General features: G+C 38.2%; 19 protein-coding genes. 1 reads left to right on the top strand and 18 read right to left on the bottom strand.

Annotation, left to right across the window (positions count from 1 at the left end; all coding sequences use genetic code 11):
• Window positions 1-63: 63 nt before the first annotated feature.
• The 16 genes from ybaK to LCP48_RS02625 all read right to left on the bottom strand — a co-directional run bounded on the left by ybaK (window position 64) and on the right by LCP48_RS02625 (window position 16,187).
• Window positions 64-558: a Cys-tRNA(Pro) deacylase gene (ybaK, locus tag LCP48_RS02700; RefSeq protein ID WP_004225525.1), complete on the bottom strand. Its 495-nt coding sequence runs from the start codon at window positions 556-558 to the stop codon at window positions 64-66.
• Between the two features lie 24 nt (window positions 559-582).
• Window positions 583-1,308, bottom strand: coding sequence for a hypothetical protein (locus LCP48_RS02695; protein WP_004225526.1), 726 nt, complete (start codon window positions 1,306-1,308; stop codon window positions 583-585).
• Between the two features lie 332 nt (window positions 1,309-1,640).
• Window positions 1,641-2,294, bottom strand: coding sequence for a VanZ family protein (locus tag LCP48_RS02690; protein WP_004225527.1), 654 nt, complete (start codon window positions 2,292-2,294; stop codon window positions 1,641-1,643).
• Window positions 2,295-2,338: 44 nt separating this feature from the next.
• Window positions 2,339-3,877 (bottom strand): acyl-CoA carboxylase subunit beta, encoded by a 1,539-nt coding sequence (locus LCP48_RS02685; RefSeq protein WP_004225528.1) that lies wholly within the window; start codon window positions 3,875-3,877, stop codon window positions 2,339-2,341.
• Between the two features lie 53 nt (window positions 3,878-3,930).
• On the bottom strand, window positions 3,931-4,713 hold the full coding sequence (locus tag LCP48_RS02680; RefSeq protein WP_004225529.1) for an enoyl-CoA hydratase: 783 nt from the start codon (window positions 4,711-4,713) through the stop codon (window positions 3,931-3,933).
• Window positions 4,710-5,627, bottom strand: a complete 918-nt coding sequence (locus LCP48_RS02675; protein WP_216485778.1) for a hydroxymethylglutaryl-CoA lyase — start codon at window positions 5,625-5,627, stop codon at window positions 4,710-4,712. Before LCP48_RS02675 ends, LCP48_RS02680 begins: the two co-directional genes overlap by 4 nt.
• A 14-nt stretch (window positions 5,628-5,641) precedes the next feature.
• The gene (locus LCP48_RS02670) at window positions 5,642-5,854 is read right to left on the bottom strand and encodes an acetyl-CoA carboxylase biotin carboxyl carrier protein subunit (RefSeq protein ID WP_004225532.1); all 213 of its coding nucleotides are present in this window, start codon (window positions 5,852-5,854) and stop codon (window positions 5,642-5,644) included.
• A 68-nt stretch (window positions 5,855-5,922) separates the two neighbouring features.
• Window positions 5,923-7,281, bottom strand: a complete 1,359-nt coding sequence (locus tag LCP48_RS02665) for an acetyl-CoA carboxylase biotin carboxylase subunit (RefSeq protein WP_202342054.1) — start codon at window positions 7,279-7,281, stop codon at window positions 5,923-5,925.
• Between the two features lie 15 nt (window positions 7,282-7,296).
• Entirely contained in the window at window positions 7,297-8,931 is a 1,635-nt protein-coding gene (locus LCP48_RS02660; RefSeq protein ID WP_004225535.1) for an AMP-binding protein, read from the bottom strand.
• A 43-nt stretch (window positions 8,932-8,974) separates the two neighbouring features.
• A complete protein-coding gene (locus LCP48_RS02655) occupies window positions 8,975-10,117 on the bottom strand; it encodes an acyl-CoA dehydrogenase (protein ID WP_225340660.1) in 1,143 nt (380 codons plus the stop codon).
• A 119-nt stretch (window positions 10,118-10,236) separates the two neighbouring features.
• Window positions 10,237-10,854, bottom strand: a complete 618-nt coding sequence (locus LCP48_RS02650) for a TetR/AcrR family transcriptional regulator (RefSeq protein WP_009371632.1) — start codon at window positions 10,852-10,854, stop codon at window positions 10,237-10,239.
• 306 nt (window positions 10,855-11,160) lie between these two features.
• Window positions 11,161-12,213, bottom strand: coding sequence for a YkvI family membrane protein (locus LCP48_RS02645; protein ID WP_004225538.1), 1,053 nt, complete (start codon window positions 12,211-12,213; stop codon window positions 11,161-11,163).
• A 39-nt stretch (window positions 12,214-12,252) separates the two neighbouring features.
• Complete coding sequence (menC, locus tag LCP48_RS02640) at window positions 12,253-13,359, bottom strand: o-succinylbenzoate synthase (protein ID WP_004225539.1); 1,107 nt, start codon at window positions 13,357-13,359, stop codon at window positions 12,253-12,255.
• Window position 13,360: 1 nt separating this feature from the next.
• A complete protein-coding gene (locus tag LCP48_RS02635) occupies window positions 13,361-14,173 on the bottom strand; it encodes a GNAT family N-acetyltransferase (RefSeq protein WP_225340659.1) in 813 nt (270 codons plus the stop codon).
• Between the two features lie 23 nt (window positions 14,174-14,196).
• Complete coding sequence (locus LCP48_RS02630) at window positions 14,197-15,312, bottom strand: M20 peptidase aminoacylase family protein (RefSeq protein WP_004225542.1); 1,116 nt, start codon at window positions 15,310-15,312, stop codon at window positions 14,197-14,199.
• A 5-nt stretch (window positions 15,313-15,317) separates the two neighbouring features.
• A complete protein-coding gene (locus tag LCP48_RS02625) occupies window positions 15,318-16,187 on the bottom strand; it encodes a MurR/RpiR family transcriptional regulator (protein ID WP_004225544.1) in 870 nt (289 codons plus the stop codon).
• Window positions 16,188-16,422: 235 nt separating this feature from the next.
• On the opposite strand from LCP48_RS02625, the gene LCP48_RS02620 reads away from it, so the two are divergent.
• Window positions 16,423-18,612 carry a DNA topoisomerase III gene (locus LCP48_RS02620; protein ID WP_004225545.1) on the top strand — a complete coding sequence of 730 codons (2,190 nt, stop codon included), beginning with the start codon at window positions 16,423-16,425 and terminating at the stop codon, window positions 18,610-18,612.
• 235 nt (window positions 18,613-18,847) lie between these two features.
• On the opposite strand, the gene LCP48_RS02615 is transcribed toward LCP48_RS02620, so the two are convergent.
• Both LCP48_RS02615 and LCP48_RS02610 read right to left on the bottom strand, forming a co-directional pair.
• Entirely contained in the window at window positions 18,848-19,918 is a 1,071-nt protein-coding gene (locus LCP48_RS02615) for a glycosyltransferase family 2 protein (protein WP_225340658.1), read from the bottom strand.
• Between the two features lie 149 nt (window positions 19,919-20,067).
• Window positions 20,068-20,820, bottom strand: a complete 753-nt coding sequence (locus LCP48_RS02610; protein WP_225340657.1) for a hypothetical protein — start codon at window positions 20,818-20,820, stop codon at window positions 20,068-20,070.
• Window position 20,821 lies beyond the last annotated feature (1 nt).

Here is a 20,821-nt window from a genome sequence, read left to right as displayed (position 1 = left end):
AAATTAAGCTATAGTGCTTGAACTAAACCGTTTATCTTACCACATAAAAAACTACCCATTCTCTCACTCATGGGTAGTTGTAATTGAGGCAAGTTGTGCCTTTGTTATATTCTTCAGATCTTCTATTTGTACATGAATTTGCATACCAATTTTCCCGGCACTAACGATTATACTACCTTGTTCTTGAGCAGATACATCGATGACCGTTGGATATAACTTCTTCATCCCTACTGGTGAACATCCACCGCGAACATAACCAGTATGGCTAAGTAGATCTTTTACCGCTAACATTTCAATTTTCTTTTCCCCAACTACCTTGGCGGCAGCTTTTAAGTCTAGCTCTTCAGCTACTGGAATTACAAATACAAACAACCTTTGTGCACTTGCTTTTGCTACTAATGTTTTAAATACCCGAGCAACAGGCTGCCCTATTTTCTCAGCTACAGAAACACCATCTACTTGACCGTCCCCTGTTTCATATTCCATCACATCAAAATGAATTTTTTGTTGTTCTAATAAACGAATCGCATTCGTTTTCGCATACTTTGCCTTTGCCATGTCAACAATCTCCTATCTACAGCATCAGGCTATCAAAGAGAACATAGAATCCTTGTCTGGACGATAGCCATTTTTCGTCATTTGAACGTGAGCCGCATATCTTTCCGATGCCTGTTTAAATACTCTTAACTTGAATGCAGTCTCATAGTTCTTACCGAAAATTGTATCTGCAAATGGGTCCAATTTCAATTCCTTCGAGTAACGTTCAGGAACCTTCACTTCAATGATGTCACGTACAAAAGATGGTTCGCTTTCATTTGTGGCAACGTCATCAAAATTTGCATTATTTAACATATGCTGTATTTGAGCGTCAACACTTTGCGCCACACGTAAATCTAGAGGAGAAGGCTCTGCTGATGACAATGCTGCATTACGTACCTGCTCTAAAATGTGCAGTGTGTCACCTTGTTCTGAATCGGATATATTCGAGGAATCAGCGTTATCATTCATTCCTACTTTATAAGTTTGCTCATGGGCCCGTACATTCTTTTCAGTTTGCTGTAAATCTTCCATAATGGCTTTCTGCTGAGGAGTTACTTCTTTTGACTCTTCTTGCTGTTGATCGTACAAATCTTGGTCAGTACGTCCTAATAATAAATTTTCAAGTTCAATCAATAATGGATTTTTCTTTGGCTGAAAATACATCGCATTTTTTCTATAGGCATCTCCTGCCTCTTTACGCTGAAGTATTTTTTTACGATTATGCTGGGATGAAATTCTTTCTTGCTCCATTAGATTTGATATTTTCATTGTTTTCACCTCGCCCTTCTATCTTCATATGCTAATAAGTTAATAGATATGAACATTCTTCCTCACACTCTATCTATACCATTTTAATAGTTTCTGTACACTCATTATCGGAATTTTCACTATTAAATTCAAGCACTAATGACTACTAAGCTCCTAAAGAGATATTAATTATTTTCAAAAATAGGCAGAAAGAACCTCATTCAGCTCATATTTCCATATTCATTTATTAGCTCCATACACTTTTCAATAAAATTTATTACCATATACACTAAACAAATGGTGTTAATCAACATTAAATAAAAAAACAGCCCCTTCATACTGGACTGTTTTTCTCATTTTTTTGGTCTAATCAATATACCTTTATAGGCTAAGTAACCAAGCCATGCACCAATTGTATTTAAAATTAAATCATCAATATCTGCAGAACCAACGGTAAAAATAAATTGAACGGTTTCAACAGCAAGACTAGAAATAAAGCCTAAACAAATAATAACCCACGCTTTTCGGAATTTCTTCGATAGTAAAGGCAGTAAAAAGCCCATTGGAGTAAAAATTAATAAGTTGCCAAGTAAGTTAACGATTATAATTTCCCAATTAAAATACTGAGAGTAGTTTATATAACGGAGAATCGTTTCGAAGGGTATAAAATTAGTAGTTAATCGCCAGCTACTATAATCAAACAATCCTAAGTCACCTATAGAGTAATCTCCCTTTAATAAAATGACGACTACATCTACTAAGCGATCAATAACCAATTTATAAAAAGCCATAAATGAATAGATACTAAATAAAATCCAACCTGCAACCTTTAGCGGCAAATAATATGTATCAATGACATCCCGATATGGTAATGGGAGCTTGGCATTGTTTTGAACATCCGCTATGTTGTTTTTAGACAAGCTTAACACCCACTTCCCTTTTATTCCTTCCCATATTTTAATATGCTCAACTATAGCTTGCAAGTAGCTGAAAAAATTATCACCCAAAAAGGCTGTCTCCTACCAGAGAGACAGCCTTATAATAAGTATGTTTAAACTGGGTTTACCCCATGCTTACGTTGTGAGAATAATAAGTATTTTGACATATAAAGTTCTAAGCGATTTTCTAGTACCTTACGCAGCTCATTAGGCTCAATCACATCATCAATGATAAGCTCTGAAGCTAAGCGATACACATCAATTTCCTCTTGATATTCTTTACGTTTCTCGGCAATGAAGCTTGCTTGCTCTTCTTTTGGAAGTTCTGCAATTTTATTGGCATAGACTGCATTGACAGCAGCTTCTGGTCCCATTACGGCAATTTGTGCATTTGATAAGGCAATACAGCAGTCTGGTTCAAACGCAGGGCCAGCCATTGCATATAATCCTGCACCATACGCTTTACGCACAATGACCGTTAGCTTAGGAACAGTTGCCTCACTCATGGCAAAAATCATTTTAGCACCATGACGGATGATTCCTGCTTTTTCTACCTGAGTACCAATCATAAAGCCTGGAACGTCTGCTAGGAATAACAGTGGGATATTGAATGCATCACATAGTGAAATAAATTTCGCCGCTTTATCAGCAGAATCATGGAATAGCACGCCTCCCTTGACGCGTGGTTGGTTAGCGATAATGCCGACTGATTGACCATTAATTCGGGCAAGGCCTGTAATTAATTCTGGTGCAAATAATTTCTTAACCTCACAAAATGAATCTTCATCGATAATACGATCAATTAGCTTATACATATCAAATGGAACATTTTGATTTTGAGGAATTAATTCTTCAATAGATTTATCAAATGAGGCCGGTGGTTTGGGAGCCTCTACCTTGCTACGCTCTGCATAGTTATTAGGGAAGTATCCTAAATATTTGCGCGCATAAGTAATAGCCTCCTGTTCGGATTTAACAAGCACATCTCCACAACCCGAAACGGAACAGTGCATTTTTGCGCCACCCATTGTTTCTAAATCTACTTTTTCACCGATAACCATTTCGGCCATTCGAGGAGATCCTAAATACATAGAAGCATTCCCTTCTACCATCACCACGATATCGCAAAATGCAGGAATATAGGCACCACCCGCTGCGGAAGGACCAAATAATAAGCAAATTTGCGGAACTTTTCCTGACAGTTTGACTTGATTGTAGAAAATGCGGCCTGCGCCTCTGCGGCCTGGGAACATTTCAAGCTGATCTGTAATACGTGCACCTGCTGAATCCACTAAATAGAGTAATGGACAATTCAACTTTTCAGCTGTTTCTTGAATGCGAATCATTTTTTCAACTGTGCGTTTTCCCCAAGAACCAGCTTTAATCGTTGAATCGTTAGCTAGCACACAAACCGTACGACCATGAATTTTACCAATACCAGTGATAACGCCATCTGCTGGTAAATCCCCTGCTAAACAGTTTGCATAGAGCCCATCCTCCGATTGAAGACCATCATCAAGTAAAAGTTCAAGACGCTCACGTACAAATAGCTTGCCTTGTTGTGCATTTTTATCATGATATTTTGGTAATCCACCTGCTAAAATTTTATCTTTCATTGTAGGTGGTGTATTTTCTGTCGAGATATTGCTCATGTTTATTTCCTCCCTTTGCCCAATCGATTACACCAAAATGATTTCTTGGCGTTTTATTTCCCTGAATATTGTGGCGCTCGCTTCTCTTGGAAGGCAAGTAAGCCCTCTAATCGGTCTTCCGTTGGGATCAGTGCACTATATGCAAGTGATTCAATTTTTAACCCGGTAGCTAAATCTACCTCAACACCTTGATTGATCGCAACTTTGGCTTGCACTAAAGAGAGTGGTGCATTTTTTGCCATTTCCAGTGCAAGCTGTTGTGCCTTATCTAATACCTCATGTCCTTCATAAACATATTCGATAATGCCATAATTTTCAGCTTCTTTGGCATTGAGCCTACGTGCTGTATAAATTAATTCCTTTGCTTTACCAAGACCAATTAAACGTGGAAGTCGCTGTGTCCCCCCAGCACCTGGAATAATACCGAGTGAAGTTTCTGTTAAGCCAAGCTTTACATGTGTAGCAGCAATTCGTAAATCACAAGCTAGTGCCAACTCCAAGCCTCCACCAAAGGCTACACCATTTAGGACAGCAATAACAGGCTGTGCAAGCGTTTCAACTTTTGCCACAGTGGCACCAATCAGTTGCACGATCTGCTTCACTTGTCGATCAGACATTCCTTTACGTTCCTTTAAATCAGCACCTGCACAAAATGCCTTTTCGCCCGCACCTGTTAGAAGGACTACACGCACTGCTGGATCTCCATTGATTTGATCAAGCGTGTCAGACAGCTCATGCAGTAATTGAACCGACATAGCGTTCGCAGCTTCTGGTCTTGAAAGTGTAATAAGTCCAATACTATCCTCTAGTACTTCAAAACGAACGAGTTGTGTCATCCTTGATTTGCACTCCTTTCATTGCGGACAATCGCCATTTGCTTTGATGCAACAGCTTTGCCTAACTTCTCTTCAATAAAGAGTGCTGCCTCTAGCACCTTTTGTCGATCTACGCCTGTTTCAATGCCCATCTCATCAAATAAATACAATAAATCTTCTGTGGCTACATTACCTGAGGCACCCTTTGCATATGGGCAGCCCCCTAGCCCACCAAGCGCACTATCAAATTTAGTAATACCCATCTCTAAGGATTTCATAATATTGGCTAATGCGGTCCCACGTGTATCGTGAAAATGCATGGCAAATTTTTCAGCAGGATACCTTTTTAGTAATTCCTCTAAAAGAAACTCAACCTGCGTCGGTACACCAACACCAATTGTGTCACCAAGCGATATTTCAGTCACACCCATCTCCAATAATTTTTCCGTTACTCGTAATACCTTGTCAGGGTGTATATAACCCTCATAGGGACAACCAATAACCGTTGAGATATAACCTCGAACATGTTTCTTTGCAGCCTGAGCTCCTTCTACAACTTCCTTTAATATGGGAAATGTATCTTCTATGGTTTTATTAATATTACTTTGGTTATGGCTTTCACTGGCAGACATAAAAATACTTACTTCATCTACTTCAGCCTGCAATGCGCGTTCTAAGCCCCGCATATTGGGTACAAGTGCCGCATAGGTAATATCCTTATGTCTTTTAATGGCTTGCAGAACCTCGACTGCATCTGCCAATTGAGGAATCCATTTGGGATGCACAAAAGATGTCACTTCAATATAATTTAATCCTGTTTGACCTAATAAATTTACTAATTGCACTTTATCAGCTGTTGAAATATGCGTTTTTTCATTTTGTAAGCCATCACGGGGACCAACTTCTTTGATTGTGACTTGCTTAGGTAACTGCATAAACAAGCCTCCTCTTATTCAATTTCTAAAATATCATCATCAACGTTAATAAAGTCTCCCTCATTGGCAATGATTTTCGTCACTACGCCATCCTCTTCTGCTGCAATTGGAATTTCCATTTTCATCGATTCTAAAATGGCTACATCTTGACCTGCTGTCACTTTCTCGCCCTCTGTTACGACGATTTTCCATACTGTTCCTGCCATGCTTGCTTTTACTGTTGCCATAATCATTCACTCCTAATTTTTTTATCATGTATTCGTCCCTCTTCGGAAACACGAATACATGATCATTGTTATTTTGTTTCTGCTAATTGCGGTAAATAATATTGCTCTACAAATTTTGTTGTCGTATACCCTTTTAAAAATTGCTCATGTGTGATGGTTTTTAAAAGCATCGGGATATTCGTTTGAATCCCCTCCACTTTATACACCTTTAGCGCTTGTGCTAATCTTTCACAGGCAATTTCTCTTGTTTCCCCCCACACTACCAATTTACTAATCATCGGATCATAGAATGGTGTTACCACTGAACCAGACTCTACGCCACATTCATGTCGAATTCCTTCACCGGTCGGTAATTCAAGAGTCGTAATGGTACCTGGAGACGGGAAAAATGTCGAAGGATTTTCAGCGTATATGCGCACTTCAATCGCGTGCCCTTCTTTAGTAATACTTTCTCTAGTAAATGTAAGAGGTTGTTTTGCCGCAATTTTTAATTGCTCTTCTACTAAATCAAGCTTCGTAATTTCCTCCGTAACGGGATGCTCTACCTGTAGTCTTGTATTCATTTCTAAAAAATAAAAGTTTTGATCTTCATCAACCAAGTATTCGATTGTTCCAGCATTGACATAACCAATATGCTTTGCCGCCTTAACTGACGCTTCTAGCATTTTTTCTCTTGTCTCTTGTGAGATGAACGGGGATGGTGCTTCTTCTACTACTTTTTGATTTCTTCGTTGAATAGAGCACTCACGTTCAAATAATGGAACAACATTGCCTTGATGATCTGCAATAATTTGCACCTCGATATGGTGAGGGTTAGCAATGAACCGCTCCATATACATCGTGCCATCACCAAAGAATGATTGTGCACGCTTTTGATTGCCCTCAAAAGCTTTGGCTAGTTCCTCGGCATTATCAACTAGTTGCATACCGATACCGCCACCGCCTGCAGATGCCTTTAACATAATCGGATAGCCTAAACGCTCCGCTATGCTAGTGGCTTCTTCTACATCCTTCACAGGCGCTTCTACACCCTCTACAATCGGTACACCTGCAGCTTTCATTGTTTTACGTGCCTCTAATTTACTGCCCATTGAAGCAATCACATCAGCACTTGGCCCGATAAACACTAAACCCGCCTCTGTACAACGTTTCGCAAAATTTGCATTCTCTGATAGTAAACCATAGCCCGGATGAACAGCCTCTGCGCCACTTTCTAGTGCAATTTCAAGAATGCGGTCGATATTTAAATAGCTCTGTGCAACCGGTGGCTTCCCCACACAGAAAGCTTCATCTGCATCTTTCACATGTAAGCTTTCTGCATCTGCCTCTGAATAGATAGCAACCGTATGAATATTTAGGCGCTTGCATGTTCTGATCACACGTCTAGCAATCTCTCCACGATTTGCAATTAATACCTTGTTGAACATATTCACTGCCCCTCCTTACTTTACGGTCATAACAAAATCTTCTCGTAATTTATATTTTTGAACTTTTCCAGATGCAGTCATTGGATAGTGATCAATAAAGAAAATATGTCGGGGAATTTTATGTCTAGAAATTTTATCTCGACAATAATCTCGGATTTCATCCGCTGTAGCCTGCTCCCCTTCTTTTAAAACAATCCAAGCTGCCGCCTCCTCGCCATAAACAGGATCAGGAACACCAGCAACCTGAACATCTGAAATTTTCGGATGTGTATAAAGAAACTCCTCAATTTCACGAGGATATAGGTTTTCGCCACCTCGGATAATCATATCCTTTAAACGACCTGTTACACGGACATAACCTGCTTCATCCATTGTTGCTAAATCACCTGTATGCAACCAACCATCCTCGTCAATCGCCAGATCTGTTTCCTCCTGGTTTTTATAATAGCCCTTCATCACATGATAGCCCCTTGTACACAGCTCTCCCTGTTCATTCGTCGGAGCTTCCTCGGTAGTTCCAGGAACAACAATCTTTACTTCTAGGTTAGGTAATGCGCGGCCAACCGTCTCCACCTTTAACACTAACGGGTCTTCCGTTCTTGTCTGCGTAATAACAGGTGATGATTCTGTTTGACCGTAGCATATTGTTATATCTTTCATGCCCATCTTCTCAATGACCGCTTTCATAACCTCAATTGGACAGTTTGATCCTGCCATGACGCCTGTACGTAAAGTTGAAAGATCGAAAGATGCAAAATTCGATAAATTCAGTTCACTAATGAACATTGTTGGCACGCCATGTAATGCAGTGCATTTCTCTTGTTGAACGGTTCTTAGTACCTCTTCAGGTGAGAACTCCTGTACCGGTACCATCGTTCCACCACTCGTTGTGATGGCTAATGTGCCTATGACACAACCAAAGCAATGGAAGAATGGAACTGGGATACATAGACGATCCTCTGGCGTTAAACGCATACATTCAGCAATATTGACAGCATTATTGACTAAGTTAAAATGCGTTAGCATGACTCCCTTAGGAAAGCCTGTTGTACCAGAAGTATATTGAATATTAATGACATCATCATAATGGAGAGATTGCTCTCTCTGATCTAACTGTTCCTCGGTTACTTGCTCGGCAGCTGTTAAAACATCTGACCAATTAAGTACGCCGGGGTATTTGGTTTCACCGATTAAAATAACATTTTTTAATAAAGGTAGTCGCTTTGATTGCAAATTACCTGGTTCACAATGTTCAAGCTCTGGACATAACTCTTGCAGTGTATTGATAAAAGAATGGTCTCGATAATTTTCAATTAAAAAAATCGTTTTAGCATCAGATTGCTTCAATAAATACTCCAACTCACTCGCACGGTAATTCGTATTTACCGTTACAATTGGAGCACCCATCTTCCCTGTACCAAATTGAAGCTGTACCCACTCAGGAACATTCGTCGTCCATACTGCGATATGGTCTCCCTTTTCAATTCCAAGAGCCATTAAACCTCTCGCTACGTATCGTGCTTGACGATTTAGCTGTTCATAAGTCATGCGTAAATTTCTGTCAGCATAGACCAATGCTTCATTCTGCGGGTACTTTTTTGATTGTTCATCTAGCAATTGACCAATTGTTTGATACACAAGTTCTGCCATGAAGATCCCCCTTATTTATGCTATTTAACTTAACTAATGATGATTAACAGCCAATTAGACGAGAAATAACAAGACGTTGAATTTCAGATGTCCCTTCACCGATTTCCATTAATTTAATATCACGTAAATGACGTTCTACATCGTATTCTTTCATATATCCAGAACCACCATGAATTTGGATTGCTTGATTACATGTACGGAAGCCCATTTCAGAAGCAAATAGTTTAGCCATGGCAGCTTCTTTGCCAAATGGCTTCTTTTGATCTTTTAACCATGCCGCTTTATGTACTAACGTACGAGCAAGCTCTATTTCCATCGCCATGTCAGCTAATTTAAATTGGATCGCCTGTAACTTCGAAATAGGTGCACCAAATTGCTCACGTTCCTTCGCAAATTTTAGTGCCTTTTCATAAGCAGCCTGGGCAATTCCAACAGAAAGAGCAGCGATGGAAATACGACCACCATCCAATGTATTTAAAAACTGGCTAAAGCCACGTTTTTCATCCCCTAATAGATTTGTTCTTGGGACACGAACATTTTCTAACACAATTTCACATGTATTGGAGCCACGTACACCCATTTTGTCATAATTACAGTTGATTGTTACGCCTGGTGTGTTTGTTGGCACAATAATAGAAGAAATAATCTTTTTACCATCCTCACGTTTACCTGTTACCGCAGTTACAATAATTTGTCGAGCATATCCTGCATTGGTGATCCAGCATTTCTCTCCGTTAATGATGTAGTCATCACCATCAATAATAGCTGTAGTACGTGTGCCCCCTGCATCTGAACCAGCATTTGGCTCTGTTAAACCGAATGACCCTAATGTCTCACCCTTAGCTAATGGAACTAGCCACTCTTGCTTTTGTTCCTCTGTGCCGAAGTTGTAAATTGGTGAGGCTCCTAAGCTAACAGCAGCTGCATAGCTTAACCCTGTGCCCCCACATGCTCGACCAATCTCCTCTACAGCTAAAGCATAGGACACCGTATCACCACCTGATCCACCATATTCCTCAGGAAACGGGATACCCAATAAGCCTATTTCTGCCATCTTCTTAAAGCTCTCTATTCTCATTGTTGATGTCTCATCAACCTCACGAGCATACGGTTTAATCTCCTTCTCAGCAAAATCACGCACCATGTCTCGAATCATTTCTTGCTCTTTTGTTAATTCAAAATTCATCCCTAGTCCCCCTAATGTCGAATTTGCCATAGTAAATGTAGCTTAAGAACAATTGCTTACAGTTAATACCGACTAGTCGGTTTGTAAAAACAAATAATAAAACCAGTGTTTCCTACTGGCTACCCCTTTATTATAAATTGCTTTGCTTCTTCCATGGCTTGATCTGTCACAATTGCCCGTAATACCATATCGGTAAAAACATCTGTGATTTGCTCCATCGTTAATGGTCCTGATTGCTTAAACCATTTGTATGTCCAGTTAATCATCCCGACAATTGCCATTGTCACAATTGTACAAGGTAATTCGGTACGAAAAACCTTTGCTTTCTGACCCTCTGCTATCACTCTTTGTAAAATATCACGATAGTGATCTCGCTTTTTATGGATGATGTCACTATATTCATCTGAGAGTGAACGACTTTCTTCATAAAAAATCGTAATATGTGCTTGATACATATCAAATACTTGTGTCAGTGTTTGCAGCATGGCACACAAACGTGTGATGGGTGTATCGAATTTGTCATATGCAGCTTGCGATTGTTGAATAACATATGAAATAAAGACATCATGAATTTCATACAACAGTTCATCTTTTGATTTAAAATTATGATAAAATCCACCCTTTGATGCCCCAATATATTCCACAATACGATCCACTGTTACATTGTGATAACCATCTTGTTGAAACAATTCAACTGAAGCTTCTACAATTCTTTGTTTTAACGTTTTCTTTACCATAGGCACCTATCATCCTTCATCTAGCTCTATACTTCATCACTCCTTATAATCAGGAAAAACCATTAAACCCATAAAGCATTCTATTTTTTCCTAATTATAAAAATACTATGACAATACAAATATAACATTCTCAAAAATTGGTGTCTAGCACCGAATAGCTTTTTTCTAAAGTTTCGAGCATAATTTTTACTTAAAACAGCATGAATAGATTTCGCAAACACAAATTAACTGTATGATATATATCTTGCTTTCATCACAAAAAAACAAAAAAATTTCCCTTACGTTCACAAAAGGGAAATTTTTACTTTATAAAGTTTTTGGTAGTTTACGTAGCCACGAAATAATAACAGCAACAATTAAGGCGAAACCTAAGTAGCCCATTGTTGAATAGACTTTACCAACTAATGTAGTAAATCCTACTAGGCTTGCAGCAAAACCTATTAATCCTATAACTACAATAGCTACTTTAAAATATTGATGGTCTGGCGCAATAAATCGAACTGTAAATGAATAGAACATCCCCACCGCAGTATTGTACATCATCCCTAATAAAGCAATAGACATTAAGACACCTACTATAGGGTGAATTTGTTTTGCTAATTCTAATGTTGGCATCGCTACTCCATCAATAACATTTATTTTAGCAAACATGGCTATATTGATTAATACAATTAAGATACCAAGCATTAAACCGCCAAGTAGTCCACCTCTGCCAGCAACTTTGCGGTCCTTTACTGTTCCACCCATTACAATTAACATTGCTGCACCAGCAGCGATATTATAGGAAACATAAAGTAACGCTCCCATTAACCAATTAGATGCTGCAGATGATTGTGCTTTCGCTAAAGTATTTTGCTCTGCAATAGATATATCCATCGTAAAGATAGAATAAATCAAAATAATAAAAATGATACCCATTAAATAAGGGGTAACCAATGCTATTAAATTAATAATATTATTAACATTTAATAGTAAGGTTAGTATAGTTATAACAACCATAAAAATACTACCAACTACTGGATTGATGCCAAACATCTGATGAAATGTTGAGCCTGATCCAGCAAACATGACAACAGCAACGCCAAATAAGAAAAACGTGATAACGATATCTAAAATAATGCCAACATATCGCCCTCCTATATGATAGATCACCTCTTTATGTGATGTTGTTTGTAAATCTGTTCCTAATTGAGCTAAACTCATTCCTAAAAATGCGAAGGCAAGGGTAGCAACAATGGCACCTACCATACTGTACAAGCCAAAGCTAGTAAAGTACTGCATTATTTCCTGACCCGATGCAAACCCTGCTCCAACAATTAAGCCTACAAATGCTCCACCTATCTGCCAACTTTTTTTCATAGCCCACCTACTATTCTAATATAATAAATTTAAGTCTATTTATTGATATGTTTTCTGTGCGACTGTGAAGGAATTAACCGTTTCCCTATTTATTTCATAACCAATTCCTACTTGTTGTGGTACTTCAATATAACCATCTTTTACAACTACTTCTGGTTCGATAATATCCTTTTCCCAATATCGATTAGAGCCAGCAGTATCTCCCGGTAATATAAAATTTGACAACGTTGTTAAGGCTACATTGTGCGCACGACCAATACCAGATTCCAACATGCCGCCACACCATACTGGGATGTTATGTGTCTCACAATAATCATGTATTTTTTTTGCTTCTGTTAGGCCACCAACACGACCAATTTTTATGTTTATAATTTTGGTGCTCCCTAGTTCTACAGCCTTTCGTGCATCTTCTAACGAATGGATACTTTCGTCCAAACAAATTGGTGTTTCCATTAATTTTTGTAATGAAGCATGGTCGATAATGTCATCTGAAGCCAGTGGTTGCTCAATCATTGTTAAGTTAAATGCATCCAGTTGTTTCAATGTTTCAGTATCCTCTAGACGATAGGCTGAATTGGCATCCGCCATAAAGGCTACATCAGGAAATGTTTCCCTTAATGTACGCATAACCTCTATATCCCAGCCCGGTTTTATTTTGATTTTCATGCGCTTATAACCTTCCTTTACATAGCCGTCAACTAATGTTACTAACTCCTCGATCGAATTTTGTATTCCGATACTAATACCTACTTCAATTTTATCCTTTTTACCACCAAGTGCTGTTGCTAGGGATTGGCCAGTTTGCTGTGCATATATATCCCAAATAGCTCCTTCTATCGTCGATTTCGCCATATTATTTTTGCGAATCGGCTCAAATAGTTGACTCACTTCATCGGGGTGATGAATCTCTTTATTTAAAATAAGAGGAATGAGGAAGTCTTCAAGCATATGCCAGTTTGTTTGAAGTGTTTCTTCATTGTACCAAGGTGAATGAAAGGCAACTGATTCTCCCCAACCGATTAAGCCTGTCTCATCTTTTGCCTCGAGGACTAAAAAGTCCCTCTCATCAAACGTGCCAAAGCTTGTTGTAAACGGTGCTTTTAATTTCATCTTCAATTGTCGTATTGTGATTTCTGTAATTTTCATATTAAAATGCCCCTTCCAAATTTAAAGCTGCTTTTTTCACTAAAACATATTCGTTATAGCATTCTCGTTGTTGCAGTGAAATTGCTGCATACCCTGCTGAAAATAGTTGCTTTAGTATAGTTCTTGTTTTGAAACGCCAATCCAATGCTAAGCTAGGATTTTGTGCTTTTAAGGCTTGAAAGTCCTTAGGAACAGGTAGCGTATACAACCCTTCTGCAAATTCGAAATTTTCAGTCATTTTTAAACATAATAAGCCCTGCTTTGTAAGTTCACAGCTTGCCACTGGTTTTGCATCCGCTACTGCTATTGTAATGTCGTTCACCACATAATCTGAAGTTAAATGCCAGCTCACCTCAAATCGATCAGAGGGTAGCCCTTTATTGAAACCATCCTGCATTTCACCGTAGCAATTTTCTATATAGGTATAGCAAATACCCTTTAATTTAGATAAATTAAGATAAGCATTTCGGGTTTCAAGAGGGTCAAATGTCCATACCATTAAGTCATAGCCACGTTCAATAGCAATAGCTCGCTGTTCGTACTTTAACTTTTCTCCTATGCCTAGTAATCGATATTCTTCATCAATCCCTAACATATGAGAGCATAGATAGCTTTTTCCTTCTCGAAAACCCGCAAAACCATAACTAAATCCGACTAATTTATCTTCTTGATAAGCACCTACAACGATGCCCCCATTTTTCACTGCTGTCAGCGTTTGATGGAGAGGAATAGCAGGCATTCCCCATACATTCAACTCTAATTGCTGAACCTGCTCAAGTTGTTCTATTGTTTTGATTTCTCTTATCTCTATCATAGCTATCTCTTCTTTCTATATCTTTATAATGTTCTCAAAATAGCCCTTGTAATAATATTTACTCCTACTAACAGCCGATCTTGATTAAAGGTCATTTGTGGATGATGTAAGCCAGGAGTAACTCCACAGCCTAATCCAAGCATTGTAGCTTTAAGCTTCGGACGTTCATAGGTATAAAAATGAAAATCCTCCCCTCCTGGTGTAACAACTGATGGAGCACAAGCCTTTTCCCCAACGACATCAATAATAGCTTCCCTCATATGTTGTAAGGCTTCATCATTCACCAATGCTGCCACTATATGAGCATCTACCTGTAAGAATATCTTGGCACCATACATCGCTTCAACAGATGCTTTTACACGCTCTACCCCCTCTGTGATTACCTGCATCACTTCATTTGTTTGAGCTCGTGCATCAATGCTAAAGCTAGCTTTACCAGGAATAATATTTGTGGAGGTACCTCCTGCATTAAACTGTGTCATTTTGACAGAGGCAGAGATAGTTGGATCCGTCCAAATTTTTTGAAGACCTTCGACTATAGCTGCTCCAACCTCAATTACATTAATGCCGAGTTCTGGCCGTGCGCCATGTGCCTCTTCCCCAATAATGGTCCCTGTAAAAAGCTTTGCTGCTCCGTGGTATAATGCTGGCGCATACGAACCATCCTGTAATTCCTTTAATGGTCGAACATGAACACCAAATAAATAATCTAAATCATCTATAATACCTTTTTCGACAAATGCGCGTGCTCCTTGGGCCTTTTCCTCAGCAGGCTGAAATAGTATGCGTACAGCACCTGACAGTAAATGCTCCATGTCCTTTAACAGCAATGCAGTTCCAATAGCCATCGTCATATGACCATCATGTCCACAAGAATGGTTAGCTTGAAAGACACCATTAACCTCCTGCCAAAGTGCATCTATATCAGTGCGGAACCCTACCCTAGGTGTTCCCTCCCCTATATCAACATAAAGTCCTGTCATATCTTCAAAAAGGTGTGGCTCCATTTTGGCCTCTCTTAATAAATTTGCTATATATTGAGTTGTATTGTGCTCTTGCCAACTAACTTCTGGATGTTCATGTAAATGTTTAAAAATATCTGTAAGAAGTGGCTGTAACTCTTGTAAAATTTGGTTCATATTAGTCAACTCCATCGGTTTGCTAAAAAGCTATTTTGAAAATCGTCATATTTTACGCGCTGATTTTCATAATAGTCATGATCTTGAGCAGTCATTCCTGCTATTAGTGTATTTAAAAATGCTATGAGTGCTGGCATAGCATCAATTGTTGAAACTTCTTGTTGTTGTTCATTCACAAAGGTGATAGTTGCATATTGAGTTATAGGTGCAATCTGAGAATCGGTTATGCCAATAATCTCACATTTTTTTTCTTGTAATTCAGCTGCAAATTGGATCGGCTCTTTAAAGTAACGGTGGAATGATAAAATAATTACTACACTATTTTCATCAATCTCTTGAATAGCACGTATGACCTCACTTGTTTCAAAATTTAATAAAACAACATTCGGTCGCAAAAGATTTAATGTAAAATGAAGCCACTGTGCAGCTAAATGGGAAGAGCCATTCCCTGCAATATATATTTTTTTCTTCTCATGGAGCAATACTGAAGCTCGATTAAAGTCTTCCTCGTTAATGTTTTTAGCCATATTTAAAATGCGAGATGCATCCTTTTCCATCGTCTTTACATAAAAACGTGGATTTTCAAAAAGAGCTTGCTTCGATTGCAAATAATTCTGCAAACTACTTGCATTCCCTTCATTAAATAAATGCATGGTTACCTGACGTTGCAATTGTGCATAACCAGATAAGCCTAATGCGTAACAAAAACGGATAACTGTCGTTTCACTTACTCCGGCCTTTTCCCCTACATATGAAGCAGAGTGGATTCCTACTGTCTGTAAATTTTTTAATATGAATGTAGCTACCTTTTGTTGACTTTTAGACAACTCTTGATATTTCTCTTGAATCATTTGCTGAATTGTTTGATCTCTCATAAAAGAAGCTCATCCTTTTTTTATCTATACTATGAAGTCGTTACTTCATTTTTATGTACACTAGACTAACATAATAATTTTCAGAATTCAATATTTTTTCTGAAATTTATGTTTCCTTACTGTTACCTGCCTAAATCTATCCTCCGACATTTAATAAATTTCGCTTCAGTTAAACTGCGAACCCACTCAACCTATGCTATATTTAAAACCATGGAACTATGAAAGGGTGTTAACAATGGCAAAGAGCGTAGTAATTGCTGAAAAACCTTCTGTAGCACGTGATATTGCACGTGTACTGAAGTGTAATAAAAAAGGAAATGGCTTCCTTGAGGGAGATAAATACATTGTGACTTGGGCGCTTGGACATCTTGTAACACTGGCTGACCCAGAAAGCTATGATGTGAAATATAAAACATGGAATCTTGAAGATCTCCCCATGTTACCTGAACGCTTAAAATTAACGGTTATAAAGCAAACTGGAAAGCAATTTAATGCGGTCAAAAGTCAGCTTACACGTAATGATGTTAATGAAATCATCATTGCTACAGATGCTGGACGTGAAGGTGAATTAGTAGCACGCTGGATACTCGATAAAGTGAAAATTAAAAAGCCTTTGAAACGCTTATGGATTTCCTCTGTTACAGATAAGGCAATTAAAGATGGGTTTGCCAATCTAAAGCCAGGCAATGCATATGATAATCTCTATGCCTCTGCTGTAGCTCGCTCAGAGGCAGATTGGTATATCGGGCTTAATGCTACTCGTGCTTTAACTACCCGCTTTAACGCACAGTTGAATTGCGGACGTGTACAAACACCAACAGTAGCAATAATTGCTGCACGTGAAGATGAAATTAAAAACTTTAAGGCACAAACTTATTATGGTATTGAAGCGCAAACAACTGATAACTTAAAGCTCACATGGCAAGACCAAAATGGTAATAGTCGTAGCTTTGATAAAGATAAAATCAATACACTGGTGAAAAAAATAGGAAATAGCAATGCCATCGTTGCGGACATTGAAAAGAAACCTAAAAAATCATTTGCACCTGGTCTTTATGATTTAACTGAATTGCAGCGAGATGCCAATAAAATCTTCGGCTACTCAGCGAAAGAAACATTGAATATCATGCAAAAACTCTATGAGCAACATAAAGTGTTAACTTATCCACGTACGGATTCTCGCTTTATTTCACAGGATATCGTTGCTACACTACCAGAACGCTTAAAGGCCTGTGGTATTGGTGAATATCGCTCCATCGCCAATAAACTGCTTACTAAACCAATCAAACCAACAAAGGCCTTTGTCGATGATAGTAAAGTATCAGATCATCATGCGATTATTCCAACAGAGGGCTATGTAAATTATTCAGCTTTCACAGATAAGGAACGTAAAATTTATGATCTTGTTGTAAAGCGTTTCCTAGCTGTTCTACTGCCTGCTTTTGAATATGAACAACTAACACTGCGTGCGAAAATTGGCGATGAAAGCTTTATTGCTCGTGGAAAAACGATTTTATCATCTGGCTGGAAGGAAGTTTATGAGCATCGCTTTGATGATGAGGACACAGCAGATGACGTAAAGGAACAAATACTACCACGCATTGATAAGGGCGATATTTTAAAAGTAAAGCTTCTTGCCCAAACTTCTGGTCAAACAAAGCCACCTGCTCGATTTAATGAAGCTACTCTTTTATCAGCCATGGAAAACCCAACAAAATATATGGCAACGAATGATAAAAAATTAGCCGACACATTAAAATCTACGGGTGGTCTTGGCACAGTCGCTACACGTGCAGATATTATTGAAAAGCTTTTCAATTCCTTCTTAATAGAAAAGCGTGGTGGCAAAGATATTTATATTACCTCTAAAGGTCGTCAACTACTCGACCTAGTGCCAGAGGAATTAAAATCTCCTGCCCTGACAGCAGATTGGGAGCAAAAGCTTGAGCTTATTGCAAAGGGCAAGCTAAAAAAAGATGTATTTATTAGCGAGATGAAAAATTACACAAAGGAAATTGTTACAGAGATTAAGGGTAGTGACAAAAAGTATAAGCATGATAATATCTCTACCAAATCATGTCCTGATTGCGGTAAACCAATGCTTGAAGTGAATGGCAAGAAAGGAAAAATGCTTGTCTGCCAAGATCGCGAATGTGGTCATCGTAAAAATGTCTCACGTACCACAAATGCACGTTGTCCACAATGTCATAAAAAATTAGAGCTTCGCGGAGAAGGTGATGGTCAAATTTTCGTTTGTAAATGTGGCTATCGCGAAAAATTATCTGCCTTTGAAGCAAGACGCAAAAAAGAAGGCGGAGGCAAGGTCGACAAGCGCTCCGTACAAAAGTACTTAAAGCAGCAAAACAACGAGGAACCTGTGAACAATGCACTTGCTGAAGCATTGAAGGGGTTAAAGTTCGATTAATTAAAAGGGCAAATTCACTCTTAATGTGAATTTGCTCTTTTATTATGCATACTCATCCCTTCAAAACATATCTTGAATTGACTGAATATTCTATATCGAGGGAGGTTTTTAATGGAAGCAAAAAATTTCAGGCCACGTAATGTGATTTTTATGACAGTTGTTGTAGGTGTTTCATTGTTAATTGGCCAAGCTATTTATGTCTTGTTTATTGATGTACCTTTCCCATAAGAAAGATTTATATCTTTAATTGACTAAGTAAATATTTTTCATTATTGATTATTTCTTGATGATTCGGTTTCCATTTTTGTGCCTCTAGATTATGCTGAAAGGCATTTTCAAATAATCGTAATTCCCTGTACAAAAGGCTTAATTGTAGATGTGGAATCCACGTTGAATAAGCACGCTTTTGGATAGTCATTGTATCGGCAGGAGCTTGTTGCAAGGCTTGAGAGTACCAGTAAATAGCCTCTTTATGTTTTAATTGCTCCATAAAAAATTGGCCCATTCGGCAACATGCTTCTGGCTTTGGTCGATCATATAAGAAAGATTGTAAAACAGCTTGCTGTGCTTGTTGATCATCATGTAAATGCCGATAGCATTCTCCTACATGTAAACAAGCCTCAATGCGATTATCTGTAGTGCCTAAGTTGCTATCCAAAAATAGATTGTATTGATTAATAGCTTCTAGGTAACGGTGATGTAATTTTAGTTCATTCGCAAAATGAAATGACTCAATTGCTGAAAGAGAATGTCCATTCTTTATTAATCCCTCATAAATACTTATATTGCGATGAATATCTTTCGTTAACGGTAAATGTGTGACAGCAATATCACTATGATAGAGCTGCCCTGACACCCTTAAATTCTCATGAACAGCACCTTCCCATTGAAAATGATTCGCCCTTTTTACTAGACGAAACTTTCGTTCACTACACTCCACTTCCCCATCACAATCAAGCGTCAAATAATAATCCATTGTTACAGCATCAATAGAGGGAAATAACGATTGCTTTAGTTGGCTGAACTTGTGCTGATTTTCCTTTGTCATAACATCATCAGCATCGAGCCATAAAATATAGTCTTTTGTTGCCTGCTGAAAGGAAAAATTTCTAGCTTTAGCAAAATGATCACACCAGGAAAAGTCATAAATTCGAGAGGTAAAATTTTGGACAATCTCTTTTGTACGATCAGTTGAACCAGTATCAATAATATTCACCTCATCCACGAGGTGCTGAACCGAATCTAAGCATCTTTCAATCGTACATTGTGCATTTCTAACAATCATACATAAACTAATCGTTGACATCTGTCCCCTCCTTAGCAATGGTTTAATTTATGCTAATGCAGTATTTTATCGAAAAAATTTTTCAATTATCACCTAACTCTGTAAATTTATAATTAAAGTAAAAAAACGAACGCGATCTACGTTCGTTTCTTCTAGCAATTGAAATTGAATCAAGATAAATATTGCTCACGCCATGTTAATTGTTCTTCGTCTGTAAGCTGTTGCTCTAAATGATGATCCCATTGATTGAGTAATGTATTCCAAACTCTTACAAATACTATATCCTGTTCCTTATCATAAAGAACAAACTCTAAACATGGGCTATCATTAATTTGTTGAGCTTCTGTTTGAACAATTTTTGCGATGACTTTCTGAGAGCTACCTTCCTCTTCTTCATCCGCTTCCTGTAAAGCTGCAATCACCATGGATTCCTCAAATTGTTCCTGTTGTTCTGCCTCTTTGTCAATATAACGATAGAGCTCTGGCAATTCATCATATTCATCATTACTCGTATCGATAGTGAGAAACGATTGATGGCAGGGACTAAAGTAAAGTGTAGAGGTTTCTTCCTCTAGTTCTTCTTCAAAAATACCTCGTTCTAGCTGCTTCTGTCCTTTTTCAGTTAGCCTATAGAAATCATCTTCATTCTTCACAAGGTTTACTCGAATCATTAAAGAAACCAAGTCTTCAATAAATAATGGGTCTACCAGCAATAGCTCGCTCAATTCCTGTGCGTTGCTAAAATCCGCCTCTTGAATACTAAGCAGAAGCATTGTCATTAAGACATCCATTGTTGAACGACGAACAGGCTCATAGGTCACATCAACTGTTCGAATGGGAATACACCATTCAGCCATTTTGACAATCTTAATATTACGATTCTGCTGAAGCTCACGCATTAGTCGTTGTTGTAATTTTGACAAT

Origin of the sequence: Lysinibacillus capsici (genome assembly GCF_020217405.1) — a bacterium.
GTDB lineage: Bacteria > Bacillota > Bacilli > Bacillales_A > Planococcaceae > Lysinibacillus > Lysinibacillus capsici.
This window is presented reverse-complemented; position numbering and strand designations above follow the sequence as displayed.

Coding starts and splice junctions, on each gene's coding strand:
- ybaK (WP_004225525.1), bottom strand. CDS start 558: ATGGCAAAGGCAAAGTATGCGAAAACGAATGCGATTCGTTTATTAGAA.
- LCP48_RS02695 (WP_004225526.1), bottom strand. CDS start 1,308: ATGAAAATATCAAATCTAATGGAGCAAGAAAGAATTTCATCCCAGCAT.
- LCP48_RS02685 (WP_004225528.1), bottom strand. CDS start 3,877: ATGAGCAATATCTCGACAGAAAATACACCACCTACAATGAAAGATAAA.
- LCP48_RS02680 (WP_004225529.1), bottom strand. CDS start 4,713: ATGACACAACTCGTTCGTTTTGAAGTACTAGAGGATAGTATTGGACTT.
- LCP48_RS02675 (WP_216485778.1), bottom strand. CDS start 5,627: ATGCAGTTACCTAAGCAAGTCACAATCAAAGAAGTTGGTCCCCGTGAT.
- LCP48_RS02670 (WP_004225532.1), bottom strand. CDS start 5,854: ATGGCAACAGTAAAAGCAAGCATGGCAGGAACAGTATGGAAAATCGTC.
- LCP48_RS02665 (WP_202342054.1), bottom strand. CDS start 7,281: ATGTTCAACAAGGTATTAATTGCAAATCGTGGAGAGATTGCTAGACGT.
- LCP48_RS02660 (WP_004225535.1), bottom strand. CDS start 8,931: ATGGCAGAACTTGTGTATCAAACAATTGGTCAATTGCTAGATGAACAA.
- LCP48_RS02655 (WP_225340660.1), bottom strand. CDS start 10,117: ATGAATTTTGAATTAACAAAAGAGCAAGAAATGATTCGAGACATGGTG.
- LCP48_RS02650 (WP_009371632.1), bottom strand. CDS start 10,854: ATGGTAAAGAAAACGTTAAAACAAAGAATTGTAGAAGCTTCAGTTGAA.
- LCP48_RS02645 (WP_004225538.1), bottom strand. CDS start 12,213: ATGAAAAAAAGTTGGCAGATAGGTGGAGCATTTGTAGGCTTAATTGTT.
- menC (WP_004225539.1), bottom strand. CDS start 13,359: ATGAAAATTACAGAAATCACAATACGACAATTGAAGATGAAATTAAAA.
- LCP48_RS02635 (WP_225340659.1), bottom strand. CDS start 14,173: ATGATAGAGATAAGAGAAATCAAAACAATAGAACAACTTGAGCAGGTT.
- LCP48_RS02630 (WP_004225542.1), bottom strand. CDS start 15,312: ATGAACCAAATTTTACAAGAGTTACAGCCACTTCTTACAGATATTTTT.
- LCP48_RS02625 (WP_004225544.1), bottom strand. CDS start 16,187: ATGAGAGATCAAACAATTCAGCAAATGATTCAAGAGAAATATCAAGAG.
- LCP48_RS02620 (WP_004225545.1), top strand. CDS start 16,423: ATGGCAAAGAGCGTAGTAATTGCTGAAAAACCTTCTGTAGCACGTGAT.
- LCP48_RS02615 (WP_225340658.1), bottom strand. CDS start 19,918: ATGTCAACGATTAGTTTATGTATGATTGTTAGAAATGCACAATGTACG.